Below are 20994 nucleotides of genomic sequence, written 5' to 3'. Positions count from 1 at the left end.
CGCCTATTCCTCCCCACGACGCAGACTGCATACGCCGCGAGCTTCACCTCACACAACGCGGACAGCGCGAAAAGCCGCTATTGGCTTGCGCCCGCAGGCGCGTCGCTTGCTGCCGTGGCGGGCGCGGAGACGGCAGGCCCACTCTGCGCGGCGCCGCTGACGGCGGCCGCGCCCGCCTGATCCGACGATGGACCGGAGCGGTTGCAACCGGTAAGCGCCACGCTCAGCGCAGTCGCGCTGGCTGCAATCAACAAGAGTGTATGTTTCATGGTCGCGAATAAATCCGTTGGGCGGCGCAGGGGCGCGCCGCATTGCATAGAATGAGCAATGCATATGCCTCGCGCGCAGCACGTCTCGTTGCCCGACAGCCAAAATGGAAGATTGTCATGACCGAACCCGATCTCTCGGACATCTACCGAAGCTATATCGCCTGTCTGAACCGGCAGGACTGGAAGAACTTGCCGCAATTCGTTCATGACGATGTCTATTACAACGACAAGCAGATCGGCTCGGCAGGCTATCGCGCAATGCTCGAGAGAGACTTTCGCGAGATTCCCGACCTTCATTTCGACATCGATCTGCTGGTTGCCGACCCGGCTTATGTCGGGGCGCGGCTGCGCTTTAATTGCACACCGCAAGGAACATTTCTCGGTCTCGAAGTCAATGGAAGAAAAGTGACCTTCACCGAAAATGTCTTCTACGAATTCCGCGGAGAAAAAATTGGCCGGGTCTGGTCGATTATCGATAAGGCGGCTATTGAAGCCCAACTGTAGTTCGCACACGCCGCGCGAGCCGTCATAGATTGCTGCCGAGCGCCTGGAACAACGCAGCCGTGTCGGAAAAGCGGTTTGCTTGAGCCTGGGTTCGATCTATCGCCGTTTGCAGCGAATCACGTTCCGCGTCGAGAAGAGCGAGCTGACTGATTCCACCCGCCGCATATTGCCGAGTGGCGACGTCCAGACTGGCTTGCGCTTGCTGCGCGGCTTCGGTGCGCGCCTGCAACTCGCGGGCGTCGTTCTGCATGGCGGTCAGCGAATCGGCGACCTGCTGCAATGCCTGGAGAACCGTTTGGCGATAGTTCTCGAATGCGGCGTCATAAGCGGCTTCTGCGGCGCGTTTCTTCGCATGCAATTCTCCACCGCGAAAGATGGGTTGCGTCAGGTTCAGGCCGATATTCCAGACGTTCAGCCCATTCACAATATCGCCGATCCGCGTGCGCTCCGAGCCGATTCCCGCGGACAATGAAAATTGCGGGTACAGGTTGGCGGTTGCGACGCCCACATTCGCGCTTGCCTCGTGCAGTAATGCCTCGGCCGCTTTTATATCGGGCCGCGCGCGGGCGAGTGTCGACGGCAAAGCGAGTGGAATATCCAGCGGCAAATGCAGCGCATCGAAAGTGAGTTCGTGGAAATCCGCTTGCGACGGTACTCTGCCCAGCAAAATGGCGAGTTGATGATCCGAGGCCGCAAGCTGGCTTTCAAGCGGCGGCAACGATGCGCGTGTCTGTGCAAGCAGGGTACGCTGGCGGTGCACATCCAGTTGCGATACGCCGCCGGCGGCGAAGCGCGCGTCGACGATCGACAGTTGATGCGCCTGTGCGTCGGCCAGACGTTGCGTCAGCGCGATCTGCTGCTGTAACGACGCGCGCCGCACGGCGGTAGCCACGATATTGCCGGCGAGACTCAAACGCGCTGCATCGAGTTCATACGACTCGTAATCGACTTGCGCCATGCTTGCCTCGAGCGCGCGCCGATTGCCGCCGAAAATATCAAACACGTAAGAGACGCTGACCGATGCACTGAACAGCGAGAACGGTCCGGGACTCTCGACGTGCGGAATGCCGAACGCAGCAGGATCGACTTTCTGCCTTGAGCCGGAAAGCGTTGCGTCTATGCTCGGGAATTGCGTTGCGCCCGCGAGCGCGGTGTAGTTTTCGCGCGCCTCGATCAGTCTTGCGCGCGCTTGACCGAGTGTTGGATTCTGGCGCAGTGCTTCATCCACGAGACGGTTTAGCGCGTCGGACTGGAATTGACGCCACCACATGGGTATGGGACCAGGCGCCGCGTTGAACGTCTGTGCGGCTCCCGCTGGCCCTTCGGACGAGGCCGTCTGCTCAGGTAATGCGCGTTGCGTGTAGTTTTGAGTGTCGGGCGCGGCCGGTGCGTGAAAGTCCGGCCCCACCGCGCAGCCGGTCAAACCAAATGCGCACACAACAAGAAGTGTTTTCATGAACGTTCTTCCTAGTCGAGTGTGCGCCGATAAAAACGCAGCGCAATCGCCATCACGACAGCGGTGAAAAGAGCCATGGGCCACACCGAGGGCCACAGGTCCGCCCATCCGTCGCCCTTGAGCATGATTCCGCGAATGAGCCGGTTGAAATACGTCAACGGCAAGAAGTTGCCGATGAACTGTGCCCATTTCGGCATGCCCGCGAATGGGAACATGAAGCCGGACAGAAGAATGTTCGGCAGAAAATAGAACATGGTCAGTTGCATCGCCTGCAACTGGTTCTGTGCAAGCGAGGACAGCGTAATGCCCACAGTCAGGTTCGCGGCAATGAACAGCAGCGCGGCCAGATAGATTGCGATGGGACTGCCGACAAACGGCACATGAAATACGAAGCGTGTGGCAATCAATATGATCGACGCCTGAATCAGGCCAATAGCCACATAAGGAATGATCTTGCCGGTCATCACTTCGACGGGAAGAACTGGCGTCGCGAGCAGATTTTCCATCGTGCCGCGTTCGCGTTCGCGCGTGACGGCGAGGCCTGTCATCATCACGAGCGTCATGGTGAGAATGACGCCCATGAGCCCGGGAACGACGTTGTACTGCGTAATTCCTTCGGGGTTGTACAGGTTGTGGACTTGCACGCCGAAAGCGCCTGGCGTGCCGTTAAGATGCGCGAGCGGTCCGGTGATGTCCTTGTCGGCGACGGGCTGTACGAGATTCGGCAGTGCGGCAACGGCGGTGTGAGTCGCGGTCGGGTCGGTGGCGTCAGCCTCGACAAGCAGTGAAGGGTGCTCGCCGCGCAGCAGCTTCCGCGAGAAATCGACCGGTATGTTCAGCACGAACTGTACGCGGCCCTGGGCGAGCGCACGGCGTCCGGCTTCTTCGTCGGGCAGCGTTTCGACGATGTCGAAATACGCTGAGTTCCTCATCGCCGCAATGAAGCTGCGCGAGAACTCGCTCTGGTCGTGAACGATAACGGCAGTCGGCAGATGCTTCGGGTCGGTGTTGATCGCGAAACCGAACAACGCGAGCTGAACGATCGGTATGCCGACGATCATCGCGAACGTGACGCGGTCGCGCCGCAATTGAAGAAACTCCTTCAGCACCACGCTCCACCAGCGCATCAACGAAAAGCCAGTACCTGTGCTCACGATCGCGCTCCGAAGTTATCCCGCGAATGACTCATCAGATAGATGAACACGTCTTCGAGTCCGGTTTCGATCGGCTCCATGCGCAAACGCGTGTCCGCGGTGGCCTGTTTGAGCGCGTGTTCCAATGCCGCGTGATCGCGCCCGCTGGCATGCAGCGCGGCGCCGAATACGACGGTTTGATCGACGCCGGGCATCGCGCGCAGCTTCTCGGACAATTCGCTCAGATGCTCGCCTTGAATCGACCATGTAGCGAGGTTCTGCGACTCGATCACCTCTCGCGACGTGCCTTGCGCGAGCAGCTTTCCATACGCGATATAGGCGAGTTTGTGACAGCGTTCGGCTTCGTCCATGTAATGCGTGCTGACGAGGACGGAAATGCCGCGCGCCGCGAGCCGGTGCAGTTCTTCCCAGAAGTCGCGGCGCGCAGTTGGGTCGACGCCGGCAGTCGGTTCGTCGAGCAGCAGCAACCTGGGTTCGTGCAGCATGCATGCTGCGAGCGCGAGGCGTTGCTTCCAGCCTCCGGATAGCGACCCTGTGAGCTGATTCGCGCGGCTTTGCAGTCCGAGCGATTCGAGCGATTTGTCGACGGCCTCGCGACGGTTGCGCATCTGGTAGATACGCGCGATGAAGTCGAGGTTCTCGCGAATGGTCAGATCTTCCCAATACGAGAAGCGCTGCGTCATATAGCCGACATTGCGCTTGATCTGCGCACTCTCGCTGCGGATGTCGTAGCCGAGGCATGTGCCGGTGCCCGAGTCCGGCGTCAGCAGTCCGCACATCAAACGGATCGACGTCGTCTTGCCGCTGCCGTTAGGGCCGAGAAAGCCGAAGATCTCGCCGCGCGCGACCTGCAACGAAACGTCGTTGACCACGTGCTTGTCGCCGAAATGCTTGTTCAGGCCGTGCACGTCGATCACATACTCTGGCGCGGGTGTACTCATTTGAGCGCCACCGTCACCGGCTGACCCGGATGAAGCTTCGTTGCATCTGCAACCGACGTGTGTGCTTCGATCATGAAAACGAGCTTCGCGCGGCTCTCGTTGCTATAGATAACCGGCGGCGTGTACTCGGCTTTATTCGCGACGTAGGTAATCTTCGCAGTCAAATCCGCTGCGCATCCGTCGCAATGGATCGACACTTCGCGGCCCGGCGCCAGTGCGCCGACCCGCGTTTCCGGCACAAAAAAACGCACCTTGATGTTCTGCGGCGGCAGCAATTGCACAACGGGACTGCCGGCCGGCACCCACTCGCCGAGGCGATAGAGCGTGTCGTAGACGAGCCCGTCGGCGGGCGCGTTCGCGCGCTTCTGATCGAGCTTCCACTGCGCCTGTGCGACGACCGCTTCGGCCGCCGCGACCTGAGCCTGCTGCGCAGCGATTTGTTGCGAGCGGCCCGGCAAACGCGCTACTTCCACCTGATTCGTAAGCTGCCGCACTTGCGCCGACGTCGCCTCTGCATTCGCGCGCGAATCGTCGAGCTGCGCTTTTGCAATGCCGCCTGCGCTGTACTGCGCTTCGTCGCGTGTGAGTTGCAGCGCCGCCTTGCGCGCGTTCGCCGCAGCCTCGGCGAGTTGCGCGCGATTGACGTTGACTTCGGGTACGCGCTTGCCGGTTTGAATGTCGGCGAGTTGCGAGCGGGCCGCCGCGAGTTGCTGCTGCGCCTGCCGCAGCGCGGCCGTTTCGTCCACTGAATCAAGCGCGAAAAGAGACGCGCCCGCTTTTACGGTTTGACCGCGCGCGACCTGCAACCGCGTGAGCGTGCCGGCCTGCGATGAGCCCAGGTACACATATTCGCCCTCTGCATAGCCGTGGTAGGCGTTCTCGTCGCGATGCTCGCATCCTGCAAGCAGTACGCCGATAAAGAGTGCCAATGCGGGGCGCCAGAGCCGGGTAATGAAGTTCCTCATGGAGTGTCGTCCGCACGGATGAAGTACAATGAATATATGCGAATTTGAATTCGAATTCAAACTATTTCCGGAGCCTGCACTTTCCCATGCCGACGAAACGAGCGACGACTCCTGCAAAGCAGAAAGAGCGGACCAAGCAGGCAGGCGCAACGAAAACACCCACGACGGCGGCGCGCAAATCCCGCACGGAACAGGGAAAGCTGCCTCGGCCGGTCAATCGCGCGAGCCGTCCCGACGGTGCGGCGACACGCCAGCATCTGCTCGATATTGCGGGGCAGGTATTCGCCGCGCGCGGTTTCGCCGATGCCACCAGCAAGGAAATATGCGAGCGCGCGGGCACGCCGATGGCGTCCGTGAACTATCACTTCGGCAGTCGGGAAGCGCTATACGAAGCGGCGCTCGTCGAAGCGCATCGCCAGGTCGTGAGTCTCGATGAATTGTCCGCGCTGACAGAAGGGCCGGGCGATGCGCGGGACAAGTTGCGCGCGGTAATCTCGCGATTCGTGGGTCTGTCGACCAGCAGCGGCGCGCCGTGGGGATTCATGCTGATGCTGCGCGAAGTACTGTCTCCGTCGCCCGCTATTCCTGCGCTGATTGAAAAGGCGGTGCGGCCAAAGGCAACGGTTCTACTCGGATTGATCGGCGAGGTATTGCAATTGAATCCGCAAGAGCCGGCCGTGCAGCGCGCGCTGATGTTCGCGGTGCTGCCCTGCATCGCGCTGATGATCGCGCCCAGGCAAATGCAGGCAGCGTTGCTGCCCGCCGTTGCAAAAGACAAAAATGCGCTGGTGGAGGACTTTATTTGCTTCGTGATGGCGGGACTCGATGCAGTCGCCGCCGCGCATCGAACGCGCAAATAGTTCTATTGATCGAATGCGATGCCGCGCCTGCGCAATTCGCGCATTGCGCTTTGCAAATGCGCGTGCGCGCTTTCCTTGTCGCCGGCGCGCATCTGTTCATAAGTACGCTGCGCCACTTCGTGCGGTATGGGTTTCAGCGGACGATTACTGCTCATTGCCTTTAACTGGACTTCAGCCGCACGCTCCAGGTAATAGAGATCATCCCACGCTTCGGCAATACTCTCGCCCGCCACCATCACGCCGTGATTCTTGAGGAACAGGATATCGGCGTCGCCGATGGTCGCGGCAATGCGGTCGCCTTCCGAGTCGTCGAGCGCGAGGCCGTTGTAGTTCTCATCGACGGCGGTGCGGCCGTAGAACTTCAGTGCCGTTTGCCCGAGCCACAACAGCGGCGGACCGTCGAGCAAACATAACGCCGTGGCGTTCGGCATATGCGTATGAAAAGCGGCCTTCACGCGCGGCTTTAACCGATGCAATCGTGCGTGGATATAAAACGCCGTTGCTTCAGGTTTGCCTTCGCCCGACACGACGTGCCCGTCGAAATCGCAGATTAGAAGCCGCGATGCGGTGATCTCCGAGAACGCATAGCCATACGGATTGACGAAGAACAGATGGTCGTGTCCGGGCACGACCGCCGAGAAATGGTTGCAGATTCCCTCTTCAAAACCGTATTGCGCCGCTAGTTGAAAGCATGCCGCTAGTTCGATACGGGCCTCCATGACAGCGTCGGAATCGAGTCGTAATGTCGTCGACGATTTCGCCGAACCAATGGATGAAAGCGTATGCGCCATGTTGGTCGTTCCTCAAAGTCACCAGCCGAGCGATGAAAAAAGCACCGGCACCTGGTCGAGCGTGGACAGTGTTGCATCGGGCGTGTAATCGGGCAGTAGCGTGCGGCCAGTCGCACGGTCGATCCATACGCAACGAAAGCCGATGTCGCGCGCGGCCGCGTGATCGAGATGCGGACTCGCGCAAATATGCACGACTTCATCGCGCGTCACGCCGAGTTGTTCATGCGCGTAATCGAATAGCCGCCGGTTCGGTTTGTACGCGCCCGCTTGCTGTGCAGTGATCACACGGTCGATAAAGCCGCCCAGTTGCGCGACGTTGCCGGCAATGATGTCGTCGTCGGTATTCGACACGATGCACAGGCTATAACCATCCCGCTTGAGTTGCCGCAATGTGTCGACCACTTCCGGAAACGGCGGCATCGCGGAAATGCGGTCCGTCAAAGTACGTATGTCGCGCTCGTCGCTTTCGTCGCTTTCGTCGCCGGGCAAGCCGAATTCGGCGAGCGCAATACGCAGCGCCGTGCCCGCCACCTCGCGAAACGTGCGAAACGTGCGATAAGGCGGAGTCTGCTCGAGTGCGTGTTCGTGCCGGTCGTAGACGGCGAGCAGCTTCGCGGGCTCCACGTCATGACCGCGCTTGCTCTGAAGAATCTCGCGTACCGCGGCTTGCAAGCCTTCGTCCCACTGGATCAGTGTGCCGTAGCAGTCGAACGTCAGCCAGCGCGGGCGTGGGGTGTTTTGCAGAGACATGAAATGTGTTCCCAATTGAATAGGCTTATGAATGACGTCAGCTTAGGCGCATTGACACTTATTGGAAAATTAAATTAACCTCTCGACGTCAGTTGCATCGCAAATAACGAAGCGAGTCCATCATGCTTGATCTCGACCTGTTGAATACGCTCATCTGCGTTGTCGATGAAGGCAGCTTCACGCGTGCCGGCGAGCGCGTGCATCGCACGCAATCCACGGTGAGCCAACAGGTTCGGCGGCTCGAAGAACTGGTCGGCCGCACGCTGCTGATGCGTGACCGCACCGGCAATCAGGTGACGCCAACCGAGCATGGCGAACTGCTCGCGCAATATGCGCGACGGCTGCTCGCGCTGGCGCAGGAAGCACAAGATGCGTTGACGAGCGACGTTGCGGTCACGCCGCTTCGCATAGGCGTTCCAGAAGATTTCGACGCGCGGCGCATGTCGGCCATGCTGTCGGGCTTTGTCAAAACGAGGCCAGGCGTCAGGCTCGAAACAGTGGCCGGCATGAGTGCCGATTTGCAGCGCAGGCTCACGAATGGCGAAATAGAAATCGCGCTGATCAAGCGCGAGCCGGCAAGCGGCGAGTGTCTCGCGTCGTGGCCGGAGTCGCTCGTGTGGGTGCAGGGCGCAAATGCACAAGCGCTGGAACCTTCTTCCGACGAACCCATTCCTCTCGCGCTATTTCCGCAAGGCTGCGTGTACCGGCAGCGCGCGATTCGCGGTCTCGACAAGGCGCATCGGCGCTGGCGCATTGCATTCGGAAGCCATAGTCTCACTGGCATTCAGGCCGCGGTGTCGTCGGGATTGGGCATTTCGGTTCTGCCCACTACCGCAGTACTGCCGGAGCATCGCTTATGCAACGGCTTACCGCCTTTACCGCCGACAGAGCTTGCGCTCGTCAGCTCCGGCGGCGTGCTCAATGCGCATCAACGCGCGCTGGTCGACTTTCTTCTCACGGAAATGAGTGCATAGAGAAAGTGCATAGAGCGGCCGGCTCGAAGCAAAAGCCGGCCGCCATGCTCTCACATCTACGAAAGGTGATGCACTTCCTGCAATCCGAACACGGGTGTCGGAATGCCTTCCATGCGAGCCTTGAGTTGCAGTGACAGATACTGCGAGTAATGCCGCGACTGATGCAGATTGCCGCCATGAAACCAGAGTGCTTCTTGCTGAGTGGGCTTCCACATGTTGCGCTGTTCGCCTTCCCACGGCCCTGGATCTTTTGTCGTATTCGAGCCGAGGCCCCACACTTTGCCGACTTTGTCGGCCACTTCGCGTGAGATGAGATCGGCGGCCCAACCGTTCATCGAGCCATAGCCCGTTGCGTACACGACGAGATCCGCTTCGAGTTCGCTGCCGTCGCTGAGCAGCACCGAGTGCTCTTTCAGTTCGACTACATCGACGCCGCTTTTCAGCTTGATCTTGCCGTCGGCGACGAGTTGCGATGCGCCGACATCGATGTAATAGCCGGAACCTCGCCGCAGGTACTTCATGAAAAGGCCGGAGTCGTCGTCGCCGAAATCGAGCATGAAGCCGCTCTTTTCCAGGCGCGCATAGAACTCCGCATCGCGCTCGCGAATCGCGTTGAAAACCGGAATCTGGAACTCGTGAAGCATCGCATACGGGATGGATGCGAAGGTCAGATCCGCTTTCGCGGTCGTCATGCCGGAGGCCACCGCGCGTTCCGAATAGAGATCGCCGAGCGCCAACTCCATTAGCGAATCGGACTTGACGATATGCGTGGACGAGCGCTGCACCATCGTCACGTCGACGCCTGCTTCCCACAGCGCCGCGCAGATGTCGTGAGCCGAATTGTTCGCGCCGATCACGACGACCTTCTTGCCGTGATACGCGTCCGGCCCCGGATGCTGCGACGAATGATGCTGCTCGCCCTTGAATACATCCATGCCCTTGAAGCTCGGAATGTTCGGCTTGCCGGACATGCCGGTCGCGAGCACGAGTTGCTTCGGACGCAATGTGATGGGCTCTCCGCCGCGCTCGACTTCGACGATCCATTCGCCTTTCGCTTCATCGTAGCGCGCCGATTTGCAGACGGTCGATCCCCAGTAGTTCAGCTCCATGACCTTCGTGTACATCTCGAGCCAGTCGCCGATCTTGTCCTTCGGCGTGAACACGGGCCAGTTGTCGGGGAAGGGCAAGTAGGGCATATGGTCGTACCAGACCGGGTCATGCAGACACAGCGTTTTATAGCGCTTGCGCCATGCATCGCCAGGCCTTTCGTTCTTGTCGACGATGATGGTCGGCACGCCGAGTTGCCGCAGCCGCGCACCGAGTCCGATGCCGCCTTGCCCGCCGCCGACAATCAGGCAATACGGTTGCTCCGCCGTGCCGAGCGCGTCGAGCTCGGCCTCGCGCCGCTCTTTCCAGCTCGTGCGATCGCGGCGTGCGCCGTGCTCGGCGCCCATCGGCCGAAGCGGCCCTTTGGGCTCTTCATGGCCCTTCAATTCGGCCATCGTGGTGAGCAGCGTCCAGATGCGGCCTTGCTTGAGTCGAATGAAGCCGGTGCCGCGCGCGACGCCGGTTTCGAACGCGATCCAGCCTTGCGCGACGCCGTCCGCTTCCGTTGCGGACTCGTTATCCGCAAGCCGCAGCCTGGACGGTTTGATTGCAGCCAACTGTGTATTCAGCATCTCCGCGATCTGCTCGCGGCCTTCGAGCGTCTTGATGTTCCAGGTGAATGCGACGAGATCGCGCCAGTAGCAGTCGGGCTGAAACAGGTCGACGGCGGCTTGTGTGTCGCCGCGTTTGAGCGCGGCTTCGAGGCTTTCCAGAACAGCGGATATAGCCTGATTTGCAGTGTTTTCGGACATGGTTGCTCCTCCATATGAAACGGATAGTCGAACTTCAGAGAGAACGCGGGTTCTATGCCCGCTAAGGGAATCTGTGCAGCGTCGCTAACACTTGTGCGGCGGCAGAATATGCAGCTTCGCGATGCGTCGATACAAAGTCGCGCGCGATATGCCGAGTGCTTGCGCGGCCAGATCCGTGCGCCACTTGGCGTCGTTCATCGCGTCGACGATGCGCCTGCGCTCGAGCGCTTCGCTCTCCGACATGAGCGGCATATCGTGCGGCGCGGTGTTTGCGTTGTTGGTGCTTGCTTCTGGCGATGCGGCGTGCGTGCGTCGGGAGATTCGCGCGGCGGCCGGTGCGCGCACACGCGCATAGAGCGGCGAGCCGGTATCGTTGAGCCTCAGCGATACGAGACCGCGGCTTGTCTTGGCGTCGAACAGACGCTCGGGCGGAACGTCGAAGATCTCCGACACATGGCGCGGCAACTGATTGAGCACCGGCAGACATTCGCGTGCGCGCCGGTTCGCGGCGACTGCGTGGCCGCGTGCGTCGATGGCAATCAGAATCTCGGGCTGCGCCTCGACGTAATGGCGGTTGCGATGTGCGAGCAGTACCCAGCAATCCGTTGCGGCATTCAGGAAGTAAGCGTCCTCGATCAGCAGCGCGCTTTGCCGCACGATGTGATTGACGAGCCGCTGGCTTTCGCGATCGTCGGGCGAACGTACGGCCGATGCATCGAGCACGCCGAGCAGTTCGCCGTGCAAACCGAAAATCGGCGACGCGCTGCACGTGAGCGTGGTGAAGGCCGCGCGAAAATGATCGCTGCGATGAACGGTAATCGGCTCCGCGTCGAGCAGCACGGTCGCGACGCCGCACGTGCCTTCCTCGCTCTCGGACCAGCATGAGCCGAGATAGAGTCCCGCGCGCTTGAAGTCGTGGCGGCGGTCCTTGTCGACGCGATAGTCGATCGTCACGCCTTTCGCGTCGGTGAGCATCACGCAGTAATCCGCTTCGCGCACCATCTCGTGCAGCCGCGACAGACACTGGCCCGACGCGCGCAGAAACGATTCCTCGCGATGCTGCACGTCGCGCAATTCGGGCACCGTCAGAATGCGCGGCCCGGCGGTCGCGCCGGGATCGAGATGGTATTGCTCGAGCGAGCGCCTATACGACGAGGCAAGCCGTTTGCCGTCTGCGCCCGGACGCTGGGTTCGTCCTTCTATGACGTTGCATATGCGGTCGATATGTCTCGTGGACGGAACGTAGGGCATGACGAGCCTCCGGGCGAACTCAGCGCGAACTGGGTGCTGGAGACATTCTGCGCTACACCGCACCGCGTGTCTCCGAAGCCTGAAACGTACGGTACGTTTGTAGCACGCGCGAATCGGGAGATCACACTGCAGTGCACCATCGGGGGCGGTGAGAATTTTTTCTCAAGGGCGAAGACGCACGCGACATGGCGCGTGCGCTGGCTTGCTGCAACAAAAACCGGCGCTCGTGCGCCGGTTCTTGCGGGAAGGGACGGACTTAGAACGTTTCCCAGTTTTCCGCGCCGGCGGTCTGGAGTTCGCGTTCCTTGAAGTGCGAGGACGATGAAGACGACGAGGAAGACGACGGCAACGCCTTGCGCGCCGTGGCGCTAATAGCCTTCGACTTCGCCCCCGGCACAGCCGTCTTTTCCGGCGGCGTGGCGCCGCGCGCGGACATGGCTACACCCGTGCGCATTGCCCCTTGCCCACTATGCCCGGCCGCATCCACCCGGAAAACCGATACCGCCGAGCGCAGGCTTTCGGCCTGATCCGCCATGGCCTGCGCGGCGGCGGTTGCCTGCTCGACGAGCGCCGCGTTTTGCTGAGTGACTTCGTCCATCTGCGTGACGGCCACGTTGACCTGCTCGATGCCCTTCGTTTGCTCCGACGACGCCGACGCGATCTCGCCCATGATGTCGGTCACCTGCTGCACCGAGCGCACGACTTCGCTCATCGTCTGACCTGCGTTTTCGACGAGTTGCGAGCCGCTCGCCACATGCGACGCGGAGGCTTCGATCAGTTCCTTGATCTCCTTCGCCGCTGTCGCGCTGCGCTGGGCGAGCGTGCGGACTTCGCCCGCGACGACCGCGAAGCCGCGGCCGTCTTCGCCTGCCCGAGCGGCTTCGACCGCTGCGTTCAGTGCGAGGATATTGGTCTGAAATGCAATTGCTTCGATCACCGAAATGATTTCGGTCACCTTCGTCGAACTCGATGAAATGTCGCGCATGGTCGACACGACCTGGTGAACCACTTCGCCGCCGGATGCCGCGGTCGTGGAAGCCGCCGCGGCGAGCGTGCTGCCCTGACGCGCGTTATCGGTGTTATTGCGCACCGTCGACGTCAACTCTTCCATGCTCGCCGCGGTCTGCTGGAGCGACGCGGCCTGTTCCTCGGTGCGTTGCGACAGGTCCTGGTTGCCTTGCGCGATCTCGCCGGCAGCCACCGAGATCGATTCCGCCGACGTCTTGATGCCCGACACGATCGTGGTGAGCTTCTCGCGCATTGCTTCGAGCGACGCCATCAGACTGCTCCGGTCGCCGGCTGCAACCTGCACGCGCACGGTCAGGTTGCCTTCTGCGATCTGCGCGGCCATTTCCTGCGCGGCGCGAGGCTCGCCGCCCAACTGCCGCAGAATGCTGCGCGAGATGAGCGCGGCAGTCGCCACGCCCAGCAGGAATGCGATCGCGGCAATGACCGAGATCATGGTGCGGACCGTCGAGTAAGTCGCGAAGGCGCTGAGCTGCGCTTCCTTGTTCTGCTCATCTTCGACGCGCGCGAGTTCCGTCGCGCGGGCAAGCCATGCTCGCTGCGGCGGCCGCGCGTTTTGCAGCAGCTCCTGCGTCGCAAGCGCGGCGTTCTGCGACAGTGCGAGATCCATCGCCTTGCGCAGCGGCGGCATCGCCGCGGCTTCGTCCTGCTTGAGCTGTTCGATCAGCGAGCGCTCCACCGAAGTCGTGGCCGGCTCCTGCGCGAACAGGCGAGTGAGTTGCTGGTAGGCGTCCGCATAATTCTGATCCTGCTTCTTGATGCGGTCCGCTTCCTGGGCAAGGTCGCGCGGCTCGGTGATCAACGCCAGGTTGCGTATCGCGATGGCGCGATCCTGAATCGACGCGCGCAATTCGTTCGCGAGACGGGTCTCCTCGTTATTCACGCGGGCAATGCCGTCGAGACTATCGTTCAGCTCGGACAAGCCGAACAGCGCGATGCCGGCCAGCACGAGAAGCAACGCCGTCAGCAGGCCGAAGCCGGTTTGCAGGCGCGTGGAGACCTTCATGTTTTTCATTTCCGTTCCTGTATCCAGAAGAGGCGTACATCTGGTTTACGTCTGCCTGCCGGAATACTGAAGGGTGTTTGTAATTGAGGGTTTCACTGCGCGGGGCAAGGTGGCGCGGCTTGCCCACGCAGGAGGCGATGCGCACGCGCCGCGGCGTCGAGGGCGCGAATGCCGTCGGCGACATTGGCGGCAATCTGCTGAAGCGCCTGCCGATGACCGGCCACGAGCGCGTCGTTGCCCGCACCGACCGGCTCGCTGACGACGCTGCGGCACGTCAGCACCGCTTCTTCGGACAACGCCCGCACGCTCCACACCGCGTCGATCAGCGCATGCGAGCCCGGCCACGATTCGAAGCGCTGCACACTCAATTTCACGCGATAGACCGACACGCCGGCCGGGCGCGGAGAACGCGAGACGTCGATCGCATCGAGCCGTTGCACGAGTTCCTGCGAGAGCGCGAGACGGATTTCGTCGGCGGGCAACGACGCCCAACGGGCTTGCTCGAGCACGTCCACGCGAGTCGCGCTGGTCTGCACGACGAGCGCCGACCGAGCGACTTGCGCGGGCACGTCGACGGCCGCGACGTCGATCATCAGCAGAGGCGGCGCGGCGCTGCGGACTTCGCTCGATGCGAGCCCGCCGGCGAGCGTATAAAAGCGGCTCGGCGGCGACGAACAGGCACTGAGCGCGCCGAGTGCGACGAGTGCCACCGATGCCATCAACGCCGCGCATGGCGCGAGCGCGGCAAACCCGGCGAGCGGACGACGCGAATAGCGGCTCATGGCTTGTCCTCCGATTTGCCGCGCACGAGCGATTCCGGATGACGCTCCAGATAATCGGCCAACGCGTTCAGCGATTGCAGCGTGCGCGTCAGTTCCTGCAACGCCTGATGCATGTCGGCCTGCACCGGCGAATCCTGCCTGAGCGTGGCCTCGGCGGAACCGAAAGTCTGTTTGGCTGCCGCGAGCGTGTCGCGCGCCTGCGGCATGATCTCGGTGCTCAACTGCGTGAATAGCTTGTCGGCGTTCTTCAGCGAATTGTTGAGGTTCACGCCGATCTGATCGAAGGGCATGCGCTCCAGCTTCTTCGCTATCTCCGCGACCTGCGTTTGCAACGCGTCGAGCGAATTGGGAATGGTCGGCAGTTCGAGCGGATCGCGCGCGGGATCAAAGCTCACGGGCGCGGCCTTCGGGAAAATATCGAGCGCCACATATAACTGACCCGTCAGCAGGTTGCCGGTGCGCAGTTGTCCGCGCAGCCCGCGCTCGACGAGATGTTGCAGCAGCCGCTGATTTTCCACTGTCCCGGTTTTGGGGACCTCCGTGCCGTGCACCCGGCGCCTCAGCCGGTCGGGATACAGCTCCAGCGTGACGGGCATCGTGAAGCTGCGCGTCTTCGGATCGTAGTCGACGCCGATGTCCGTGACCTGGCTGAGCACGATGCCGCGGAAGTCGACCACCGCGCCCACCGACAATCCGCGCAGCGACTGGTTGAACTTCATCACGGTACGCACCGGCGTGGTGTCCGGCGCGCGCATCGCATCGGCTTCGTCGGACGCGAGATGGAAGCTCGAGTAGTCCGCGGCCTGCGGCCCCGGCGTCTGGCCCGGCGGCGCGCGGAACGACAGACCGCCGATCAGGATCGACGTAAGCGACTGCGTGTTCACGACAAAGCCGTTCGAATCGAGCCGCACGTTGACGCCGCTTGCATGCCACCAGCGCGAATTCGTGCCGACGTACTGATCGTACGGCGCCGCCACGAATACCTGCATCGTCACGCCCGTGCCGTCCTTGTCGAGCGAAAGGGCGTACACCTGGCCGACCTGCACGCGCCGGTAAAAAATCGGCGAGCCAATGTCGATCGAGCCGAGCGAATCGCCGTGCAGCGTGAAGCGCCGGCCTTTCTGATCGCCGGTGACGGGCGGAGGCGCCTCAAGCCCGACGAACTCGCTGCGCGCCTCTTTCGAGCGGCCCGCGTCCACGCCGATATATGCCCCCGAGAGCAGCGTGCCGATGCCGGTTACGCCGCTCGCGCCGATTCGCGGACGCACCACCCAGAAGCGCGTGTCCTTCACCGCGAAGTCGTCGGCCTGGTTGCTCAATTGCACCGCCACCTGCACCTGCGAATGATCCTTCGACAGCGTGATGCTCTTCACCGAGCCGATCACGACGTCCTTGTACTTGACCTGCGTCTTGCCCGGCTCGAGACCTTCCGCGTTGTTAAAACTGATGGTGACCGCGGGGCCGCGTTCGGTGATCGACTTCACGACGAGCGCGATGCCGATGAGCGCCGCGATCAGCGGCACCACCCAGACGAGAGAGGGCAGCCAGCCGCGGCGCGGCTCGACGCCGGGATCGGGCGCGTCCGGCAGATCGGGCGGCGTGGCGGGACCTTGCGGGCTATTCATGAGGCGGCTCCGTAACGGGGCGGGACATCGGCGGGCTGCCGCCTTCGAGGTTGTCCCAGATCAGTCGCGGGTCGAATTGCATCGACGCCAACATTGTCAGGATCACTACGCAACCGAACGCGAGCGCGCCGGGCCCGGCGGTGATGACGGCAAACGATTCGAAGCGCACGAGTGCAACGGTCAGCGTGATCACGAACACGTCGAGCATCGACCAGCGGCCGATGCGCTCGACAAGCCGGAACAGCTTCACGCGCTCCATCGGACGCCATGCCGAGCGGCGTTGCGCGGTGGCGGCGAGCAGCACGAGCACCCCGAGCTTGAGCATCGGCACGAGAATGCTCGCGACGAATACGACGATCGCTAGCGGCCACGACCCCGAGGTCCAGAAATAGATGACGCCGCTGATGATCGTGTCGTCTTCCGAGCCGACCAGCGACGACGTATGCATGACCGGCAGCAGATTGGCCGGGATATACAGAATCGCGGCCGAAATCAGCAGCGCCCACGTGCGTGCGAGGCTGTTCGGATTGCGCCGATGCAGGGCCGCGCCGCAACGCGGGCAAGACTGAGCGGCATGAGCGGCATGAGCGGTTGCGCGTCGCGCGACGCGTCCGCATGCGTGGCACGTGAGCAGGCCGGCTTTCGATGCGGTGAGTGTGTTCATCGCGTGACCCGGTGTTTGTGCCACGGGCCGCGCGGAGCCGCGACCGGCAGCCAGTTGCCGCGCGTGCGTCCTGGCTGCGCTGCGCGGCGCGCGCGGATGTCGTCTGCGAAGTCCCAGAGCGTGCGCGGATCGAACATGACGACGAGCACCAGCATCAACGTGAGCGCACCGAAGGCGAACAGCGCTGCGCCCGGAACCACGCGCGCGAGGCTCACCATCTTCACGATCGTGACCAGCACGCCGAGCATGAATACTTCGATCATGCCCCACGGCCGCACGAACTGAATGGCGCGTAGCACGCGATTAAAGCCCGGCGGCACGTAGCCCTGGCGAATGGAAGTCAGCACATATAGCAGCGCGGCCAGTTCGGTCAGCGGGAACAGCACCGTCGAGCAGAACACCATTGCCGCGACCAGTTGCATGTCCTCGTTCCATAGCGCGACGAGTGCGCCGAACAGGCTCGTGTGCGAAGTAATGCCGCCCGTTTCGAGTTCGAGGAGCGGCGTGCCGAGCGCGATGACGAACGTGAACAGCGACGCGAGCGTCAGCGCACAAATGCCGTCGAGGTTCGTCGACAAGCCGCGATACAGGATCGCGCCGCAGCGCAGGCAATGCGCGGACGACTTTCCGCGCAACCGGCGCTTGCGGAACAGCGCGTCGCACTCGTGGCAGGCAACCAGGTTTTCTTCGTTCATACGGGCATCGGCGTCGGTATCGGCATTCACGGCGCTACCGGTTCCCACGACGGATCAGGATCGAACGATCGGAGCGCCGCCGCTTTTCTTGCCGACTGCGGCCCGAGGTTCTTCTGATAAACCTGGCCATCCTGATTAACGATGAAGCTCATCACGCCGGTCTTGCCATATTCGGCGGGCCACGCAACGAGGCCATAGCCCTTCGTCAGCGTGCCGTTCTCCGCGTAGTCGAGCGCGCCGCCCTTCGCGTGCGAACCCTGCGCGCCCAGAATGCGAAAGCGATAACCGTGATAGCCCTCCTTGCTCACCGATCCCGTGTTCGGCATCGCGGCTGCGAGTTGACCGAGCGGACTTTCCGCTTCGCCGGGAGCAGTGGGCCAGTACAGGCCGTCGTGCTGACCCGGTGTGCTGAGGAGGCGCTGCGCGTAATGGCCGGCCGATGCACGATAGTCGCGCTGCGCATCGAGATAGGCAAGCGACGTCATGATCGCCGCGCGTTCGTTGCGGCCGATCCTGCGCGTGAGGATTTCATCGCTGCCCGCCGCGGGATCGAAACGCCAGCCGCTTGACGCCTGCACGAGCGGAATCGGCAGCGTCCAGCCACCCGTGCCGACCGACAGATGCTTGCTTGGGCGACCATGAAGCGGCGCGGCGTCGTCGACGATGCGATGGCCCGCGGCCCACGCGCCCAGGAATTCGTAGATGTCCTCGTCGCCGACGTCCTTCGACGGAATGAAGCGGTCGTAGTGCTGGCCGAGCACGTGCTGCATGGCCGCGTGGTCGTTGATGGCGAGCGCGTCGGCGAATGCATCGGCGGCGGCTTCCGGTGTCGGATAGACGGCTTGCGCATGCGCCGGTGCCGCGCAGACGAGTAGCGACGAGATCGCAATCGTCGTGTGGGCAAGATGGCGGGACAGCGGCACTGCGGTGAATCTCGCGAGGCAAGCGCGAATCGATTGAATGTGGTTCATGAGCGGCTCCTGGGTATCGTTCAACGTTGCCGGCCGAGGTGGCGTTGTCCACCGCCGCCCGCGCCGAAGCCGCCGCGTTCGTGTCCACCGCCGCCTGCACCGAAGCCGCCGCGTTCCTGTCCGCCGCCGCCTGCGCCGAGGCCGCCGCGCTCCTGTCCGCCGCCGCCTGCGCCGAGTCCGCCGCGTTCCTGTCCACCACCGCCTGCACCGAGGCGGTTGTGCGAGCCGGCTTGCGCCTGGCGGCTCGCTTGGCCGCGCTCGATGTCCTGCCGTGCGGCCGGGCCGTTGCCCGCGCCGCGCAGCGCGTTGTCGCGATTGACGTTCTGCGCGCTCGCCCGAATGTTGCCGGCGTTCGTGCCGCCATGCTGAATGCCTTGCAGACGCTCGCTCGCGCTGCCGCCGAGATTTTGACCGGTGCGGTTCTGCAGCGCCTGCTGCGCTTGCGCGCGTGACGCGGAGACGTCGCGCCCGCGGTAAGCGTCGCGCTGCACGCCGCCGCCGAGATTCGCCGATGCGTTCCGGTTGAACGTCGTGTCGCGATTCCATCGCGTGGTGTTGCTGTTCACGTCGAGGCGCCGGTTCACGTTGATGTTGTTGTATCGGTTCACATTGATATTGACGTTGTGGTTGTTCCAGTTGACGTCGCTCCACAACGCGCTCGTGATCGCAATACCCACGCCGAACGCGAGACCCGCGGCGAGCCCGCTTGCGACCGCATAGCCGGGCGGCGGCGGCACATACACGGGCGGATAGGCAGGGTAGGGCCACACGCCGTACACCACCGTCGGGTTATACGTCGGCACATAAACGACCTGCGGATTGACCGGCACGATCTGAATCGTGCTCTGTTCGACGATGACCTTCTGCTGTTCGGTCGTCTTCAGATTGCCGGCTGTTTGCGCCTGTTTGCGCAGACGTTGCACGGAGTCCATCACGTCGTTCGGCTGCGCGAGAAACGCGTTGCCGAGTTGCGCGACCCAGTCGGGCTTCGACGCCATCGTGGCGAGCACCTGTGGAAACGCCACCAGCGATTGCACGCTCGGGTCCCACGGTTCTGCGGCGACGGCTCTGACCGCGTCGTCGCCCTTGCTGTTCGGATTCGCCTTCGACCATGCCGCCGCGGACGTGACTTCCTGCGGAAAGGTCGTGGCCATCAGCACCTGGGCGAGCAATGCGTCGGGATAGAGCGCGATCGGCGCGGTCAGCGAATCGAGTTGCTGACTGGATATCTTCGCCGAGGTTTGCGCGTGGGCCGCGGGAGTCGCGACATCGAGCATGACCGGCAAGCCGGCCAGTATGGCAATCGCGATTAGCGTTGCCCCCTGGATTGCGCTTGAGCGTTTCACGATGGAATCTCCGTGTGTCGAAGTTGCATGTCTCGTTGTGATGTGGATGAGGGCGGGCTCGTGGTGTGCGCTCGTGCTTGCACATGAATCGACGGGCACGGCGTGACGAACATTGGACTGCGAAATGCGGGAATGGAATGGGCGTGTGCGGCAAGCGTGTCAGGCATTCGTGTCGGTATATCCCCGTTTCGATGGCGAGATTATTAGCTCTATTCCATATGGAATTGCAATGCTCGAGCCAAATAAATTCGGGTTGAACTTGGCGAAAGGATGATCTATGACACGCCGTGTTCAATTAGCACTTGGACAGGTTAATGCAGGTCCGAAAAAACGTAGGCATATCTAAGCATAGCCTTGCATTTGCTAATGGATTTTTCTATCTTCCAAGCTGGAAGAATCATTCGGTGAAGGGAATCGTAGCGCATGAATCGGTGCGCACGGTGTTAAGCAAAGCTGTTCACGTTTAGCTGCATTGCTCTCGGCTGCCGCGAGCCTGCCAGGTAAGATGCGTTGAGCTGTGCGCCTCGCAGACTGCCCTCGTTCCCAGCAGATGCATGAGCCGTCAGTGTTCCTCACTAGAAGGTTTCAAATGAAGCGATTCGCCGCATTGATTCTGGCAAGCGCGAGCGCGCTTGCTTATGCCCAGAAACCGGCAACCTATCCCGCGCATGGACAAAGCCAACAGCAGCAGATGTCGGATGACGGCGCGTGCTATGCCTGGGCGAAGCAAAGCACCGGCATCGATCCGGCTGTCGTCGCGCAGACGCCCCCGCCACCAGCGGGCCCGACCGGCGCGCGCGTCAGAGGGGCGGCGCGAGGCGCGGCCGCGGGTGCGATCGTCGGGGACGTGAGCGGCAATGATGCGGGACACGGCGCCGCGGTGGGCGCGACCGCGGGCGTGCTCGCCGGCGGAGTGCGCAGCCGTCAGCAGCATGCGGCGCAGGCGCAGTCCGCTACAGCGTCGCAGCAATCTTCGATGACGACTTATTGGCATGCATACGGCGCGTGCATGCAAGGCAAGGGCTACACCGTTCAATAGCGATAGCGGGCAACGGGCGACAGGCAACGGGCTCGCATCGCGTCGCATTGCATCTCATCCGCGCGG

Annotated in this window: 20 protein-coding genes; 4 read left to right on the top strand and 16 right to left on the bottom strand. The window is 62.3% G+C overall.

Annotated features, from left to right (window positions below; all coding sequences use genetic code 11):
- Nucleotides 1-77 precede the first annotated feature (77 nt).
- Complete coding sequence (locus AB6809_RS13535) at nucleotides 78-269, bottom strand: hypothetical protein (protein WP_029966135.1); 192 nt, start codon at nucleotides 267-269, stop codon at nucleotides 78-80.
- Between the two features lie 117 nt (nucleotides 270-386).
- On the opposite strand from AB6809_RS13535, the gene AB6809_RS13530 reads away from it, so the two are divergent.
- Nucleotides 387-773 carry an ester cyclase gene (locus AB6809_RS13530; RefSeq protein ID WP_006052047.1) on the top strand — a complete coding sequence of 129 codons (387 nt, stop codon included), beginning with the start codon at nucleotides 387-389 and terminating at the stop codon, nucleotides 771-773.
- A gap of 22 nt (nucleotides 774-795) precedes the next feature.
- Here the strand turns inward: AB6809_RS13530 and AB6809_RS13525 are convergent, their stop codons facing one another.
- The 4 genes from AB6809_RS13525 to AB6809_RS13510 are packed head-to-tail and all read right to left on the bottom strand — an operon-like array spanning nucleotide 796 to nucleotide 5289.
- On the bottom strand, nucleotides 796-2229 hold the full coding sequence (locus AB6809_RS13525) for an efflux transporter outer membrane subunit (protein ID WP_029966133.1): 1434 nt from the start codon (nucleotides 2227-2229) through the stop codon (nucleotides 796-798).
- Nucleotides 2230-2240: 11 nt separating this feature from the next.
- A complete protein-coding gene (locus tag AB6809_RS13520; protein WP_044021901.1) occupies nucleotides 2241-3356 on the bottom strand; it encodes an ABC transporter permease in 1116 nt (371 codons plus the stop codon).
- A 23-nt stretch (nucleotides 3357-3379) separates the two neighbouring features.
- A complete protein-coding gene (locus tag AB6809_RS13515) occupies nucleotides 3380-4324 on the bottom strand; it encodes an ABC transporter ATP-binding protein (RefSeq protein ID WP_029966131.1) in 945 nt (314 codons plus the stop codon).
- Nucleotides 4321-5289: an HlyD family secretion protein gene (locus tag AB6809_RS13510; protein WP_029966129.1), complete on the bottom strand. Its 969-nt coding sequence runs from the start codon at nucleotides 5287-5289 to the stop codon at nucleotides 4321-4323. The genes AB6809_RS13515 and AB6809_RS13510 overlap by 4 nt, the downstream gene beginning before the upstream one ends.
- Before the next feature lie 86 nt (nucleotides 5290-5375).
- Here AB6809_RS13510 and AB6809_RS13505 point away from each other — a divergent pair, with 86 nt between their 5' ends.
- Nucleotides 5376-6149: a TetR/AcrR family transcriptional regulator gene (locus AB6809_RS13505; RefSeq protein WP_029966127.1), complete on the top strand. Its 774-nt coding sequence runs from the start codon at nucleotides 5376-5378 to the stop codon at nucleotides 6147-6149.
- A 2-nt stretch (nucleotides 6150-6151) separates the two neighbouring features.
- Here the strand turns inward: AB6809_RS13505 and AB6809_RS13500 are convergent, their stop codons facing one another.
- The gene (locus tag AB6809_RS13500; protein ID WP_029966125.1) at nucleotides 6152-6940 is read right to left on the bottom strand and encodes an aldolase; all 789 of its coding nucleotides are present in this window, start codon (nucleotides 6938-6940) and stop codon (nucleotides 6152-6154) included.
- 18 nt (nucleotides 6941-6958) lie between these two features.
- Nucleotides 6959-7690 (bottom strand): haloacid dehalogenase type II, encoded by a 732-nt coding sequence (locus tag AB6809_RS13495; RefSeq protein ID WP_029966124.1) that lies wholly within the window; start codon nucleotides 7688-7690, stop codon nucleotides 6959-6961.
- 122 nt (nucleotides 7691-7812) lie between these two features.
- Between AB6809_RS13495 and AB6809_RS13490 the strand changes: the two genes are divergently transcribed.
- Complete coding sequence (locus AB6809_RS13490) at nucleotides 7813-8664, top strand: LysR substrate-binding domain-containing protein (protein ID WP_029966121.1); 852 nt, start codon at nucleotides 7813-7815, stop codon at nucleotides 8662-8664.
- 56 nt (nucleotides 8665-8720) lie between these two features.
- Here the strand turns inward: AB6809_RS13490 and AB6809_RS13485 are convergent, their stop codons facing one another.
- From AB6809_RS13485 to AB6809_RS13445, 9 genes are all read right to left on the bottom strand, one after another.
- On the bottom strand, nucleotides 8721-10523 hold the full coding sequence (locus AB6809_RS13485) for an NAD(P)/FAD-dependent oxidoreductase (RefSeq protein ID WP_307258977.1): 1803 nt from the start codon (nucleotides 10521-10523) through the stop codon (nucleotides 8721-8723).
- A gap of 84 nt (nucleotides 10524-10607) precedes the next feature.
- Nucleotides 10608-11774, bottom strand: coding sequence for a sigma-54-dependent Fis family transcriptional regulator (locus tag AB6809_RS13480; protein WP_029966119.1), 1167 nt, complete (start codon nucleotides 11772-11774; stop codon nucleotides 10608-10610).
- Nucleotides 11775-12030: 256 nt separating this feature from the next.
- The gene (locus AB6809_RS13475; RefSeq protein ID WP_035569435.1) at nucleotides 12031-13815 is read right to left on the bottom strand and encodes a methyl-accepting chemotaxis protein; all 1785 of its coding nucleotides are present in this window, start codon (nucleotides 13813-13815) and stop codon (nucleotides 12031-12033) included.
- An 83-nt stretch (nucleotides 13816-13898) separates the two neighbouring features.
- Nucleotides 13899-14588 carry a membrane integrity-associated transporter subunit PqiC gene (locus tag AB6809_RS13470; RefSeq protein ID WP_029966116.1) on the bottom strand — a complete coding sequence of 230 codons (690 nt, stop codon included), beginning with the start codon at nucleotides 14586-14588 and terminating at the stop codon, nucleotides 13899-13901.
- Nucleotides 14585-16213 (bottom strand): intermembrane transport protein PqiB, encoded by a 1629-nt coding sequence (locus AB6809_RS13465; protein ID WP_371026824.1) that lies wholly within the window; start codon nucleotides 16211-16213, stop codon nucleotides 14585-14587. Before AB6809_RS13465 ends, AB6809_RS13470 begins: the two co-directional genes overlap by 4 nt.
- A complete protein-coding gene (locus AB6809_RS13460) occupies nucleotides 16206-16877 on the bottom strand; it encodes a paraquat-inducible protein A (protein WP_307258981.1) in 672 nt (223 codons plus the stop codon). The genes AB6809_RS13465 and AB6809_RS13460 overlap by 8 nt, the downstream gene beginning before the upstream one ends.
- Nucleotides 16874-17572: a paraquat-inducible protein A gene (locus tag AB6809_RS13455; RefSeq protein WP_029966112.1), complete on the bottom strand. Its 699-nt coding sequence runs from the start codon at nucleotides 17570-17572 to the stop codon at nucleotides 16874-16876. Before AB6809_RS13455 ends, AB6809_RS13460 begins: the two co-directional genes overlap by 4 nt.
- 26 nt (nucleotides 17573-17598) lie before the next feature.
- A complete protein-coding gene (locus AB6809_RS13450) occupies nucleotides 17599-18543 on the bottom strand; it encodes a DUF2950 domain-containing protein (RefSeq protein ID WP_029966109.1) in 945 nt (314 codons plus the stop codon).
- 20 nt (nucleotides 18544-18563) lie between these two features.
- Nucleotides 18564-19889 carry a DUF3300 domain-containing protein gene (locus AB6809_RS13445; protein WP_029966107.1) on the bottom strand — a complete coding sequence of 442 codons (1326 nt, stop codon included), beginning with the start codon at nucleotides 19887-19889 and terminating at the stop codon, nucleotides 18564-18566.
- 589 nt (nucleotides 19890-20478) lie between these two features.
- Here AB6809_RS13445 and AB6809_RS13440 point away from each other — a divergent pair.
- Entirely contained in the window at nucleotides 20479-20928 is a 450-nt protein-coding gene (locus AB6809_RS13440; RefSeq protein WP_029966105.1) for a YMGG-like glycine zipper-containing protein, read from the top strand.
- Nucleotides 20929-20994: the final 66 nt, after the last annotated feature.

Origin of the sequence: Paraburkholderia sp. RCC_158, from assembly GCF_041355255.1 — a bacterium.
GTDB lineage: Bacteria > Pseudomonadota > Gammaproteobacteria > Burkholderiales > Burkholderiaceae > Paraburkholderia > Paraburkholderia graminis.
The sequence above is the reverse complement of the archived record's forward strand: the minus strand, read 5'-3'. Positions and strand labels throughout refer to the sequence as shown.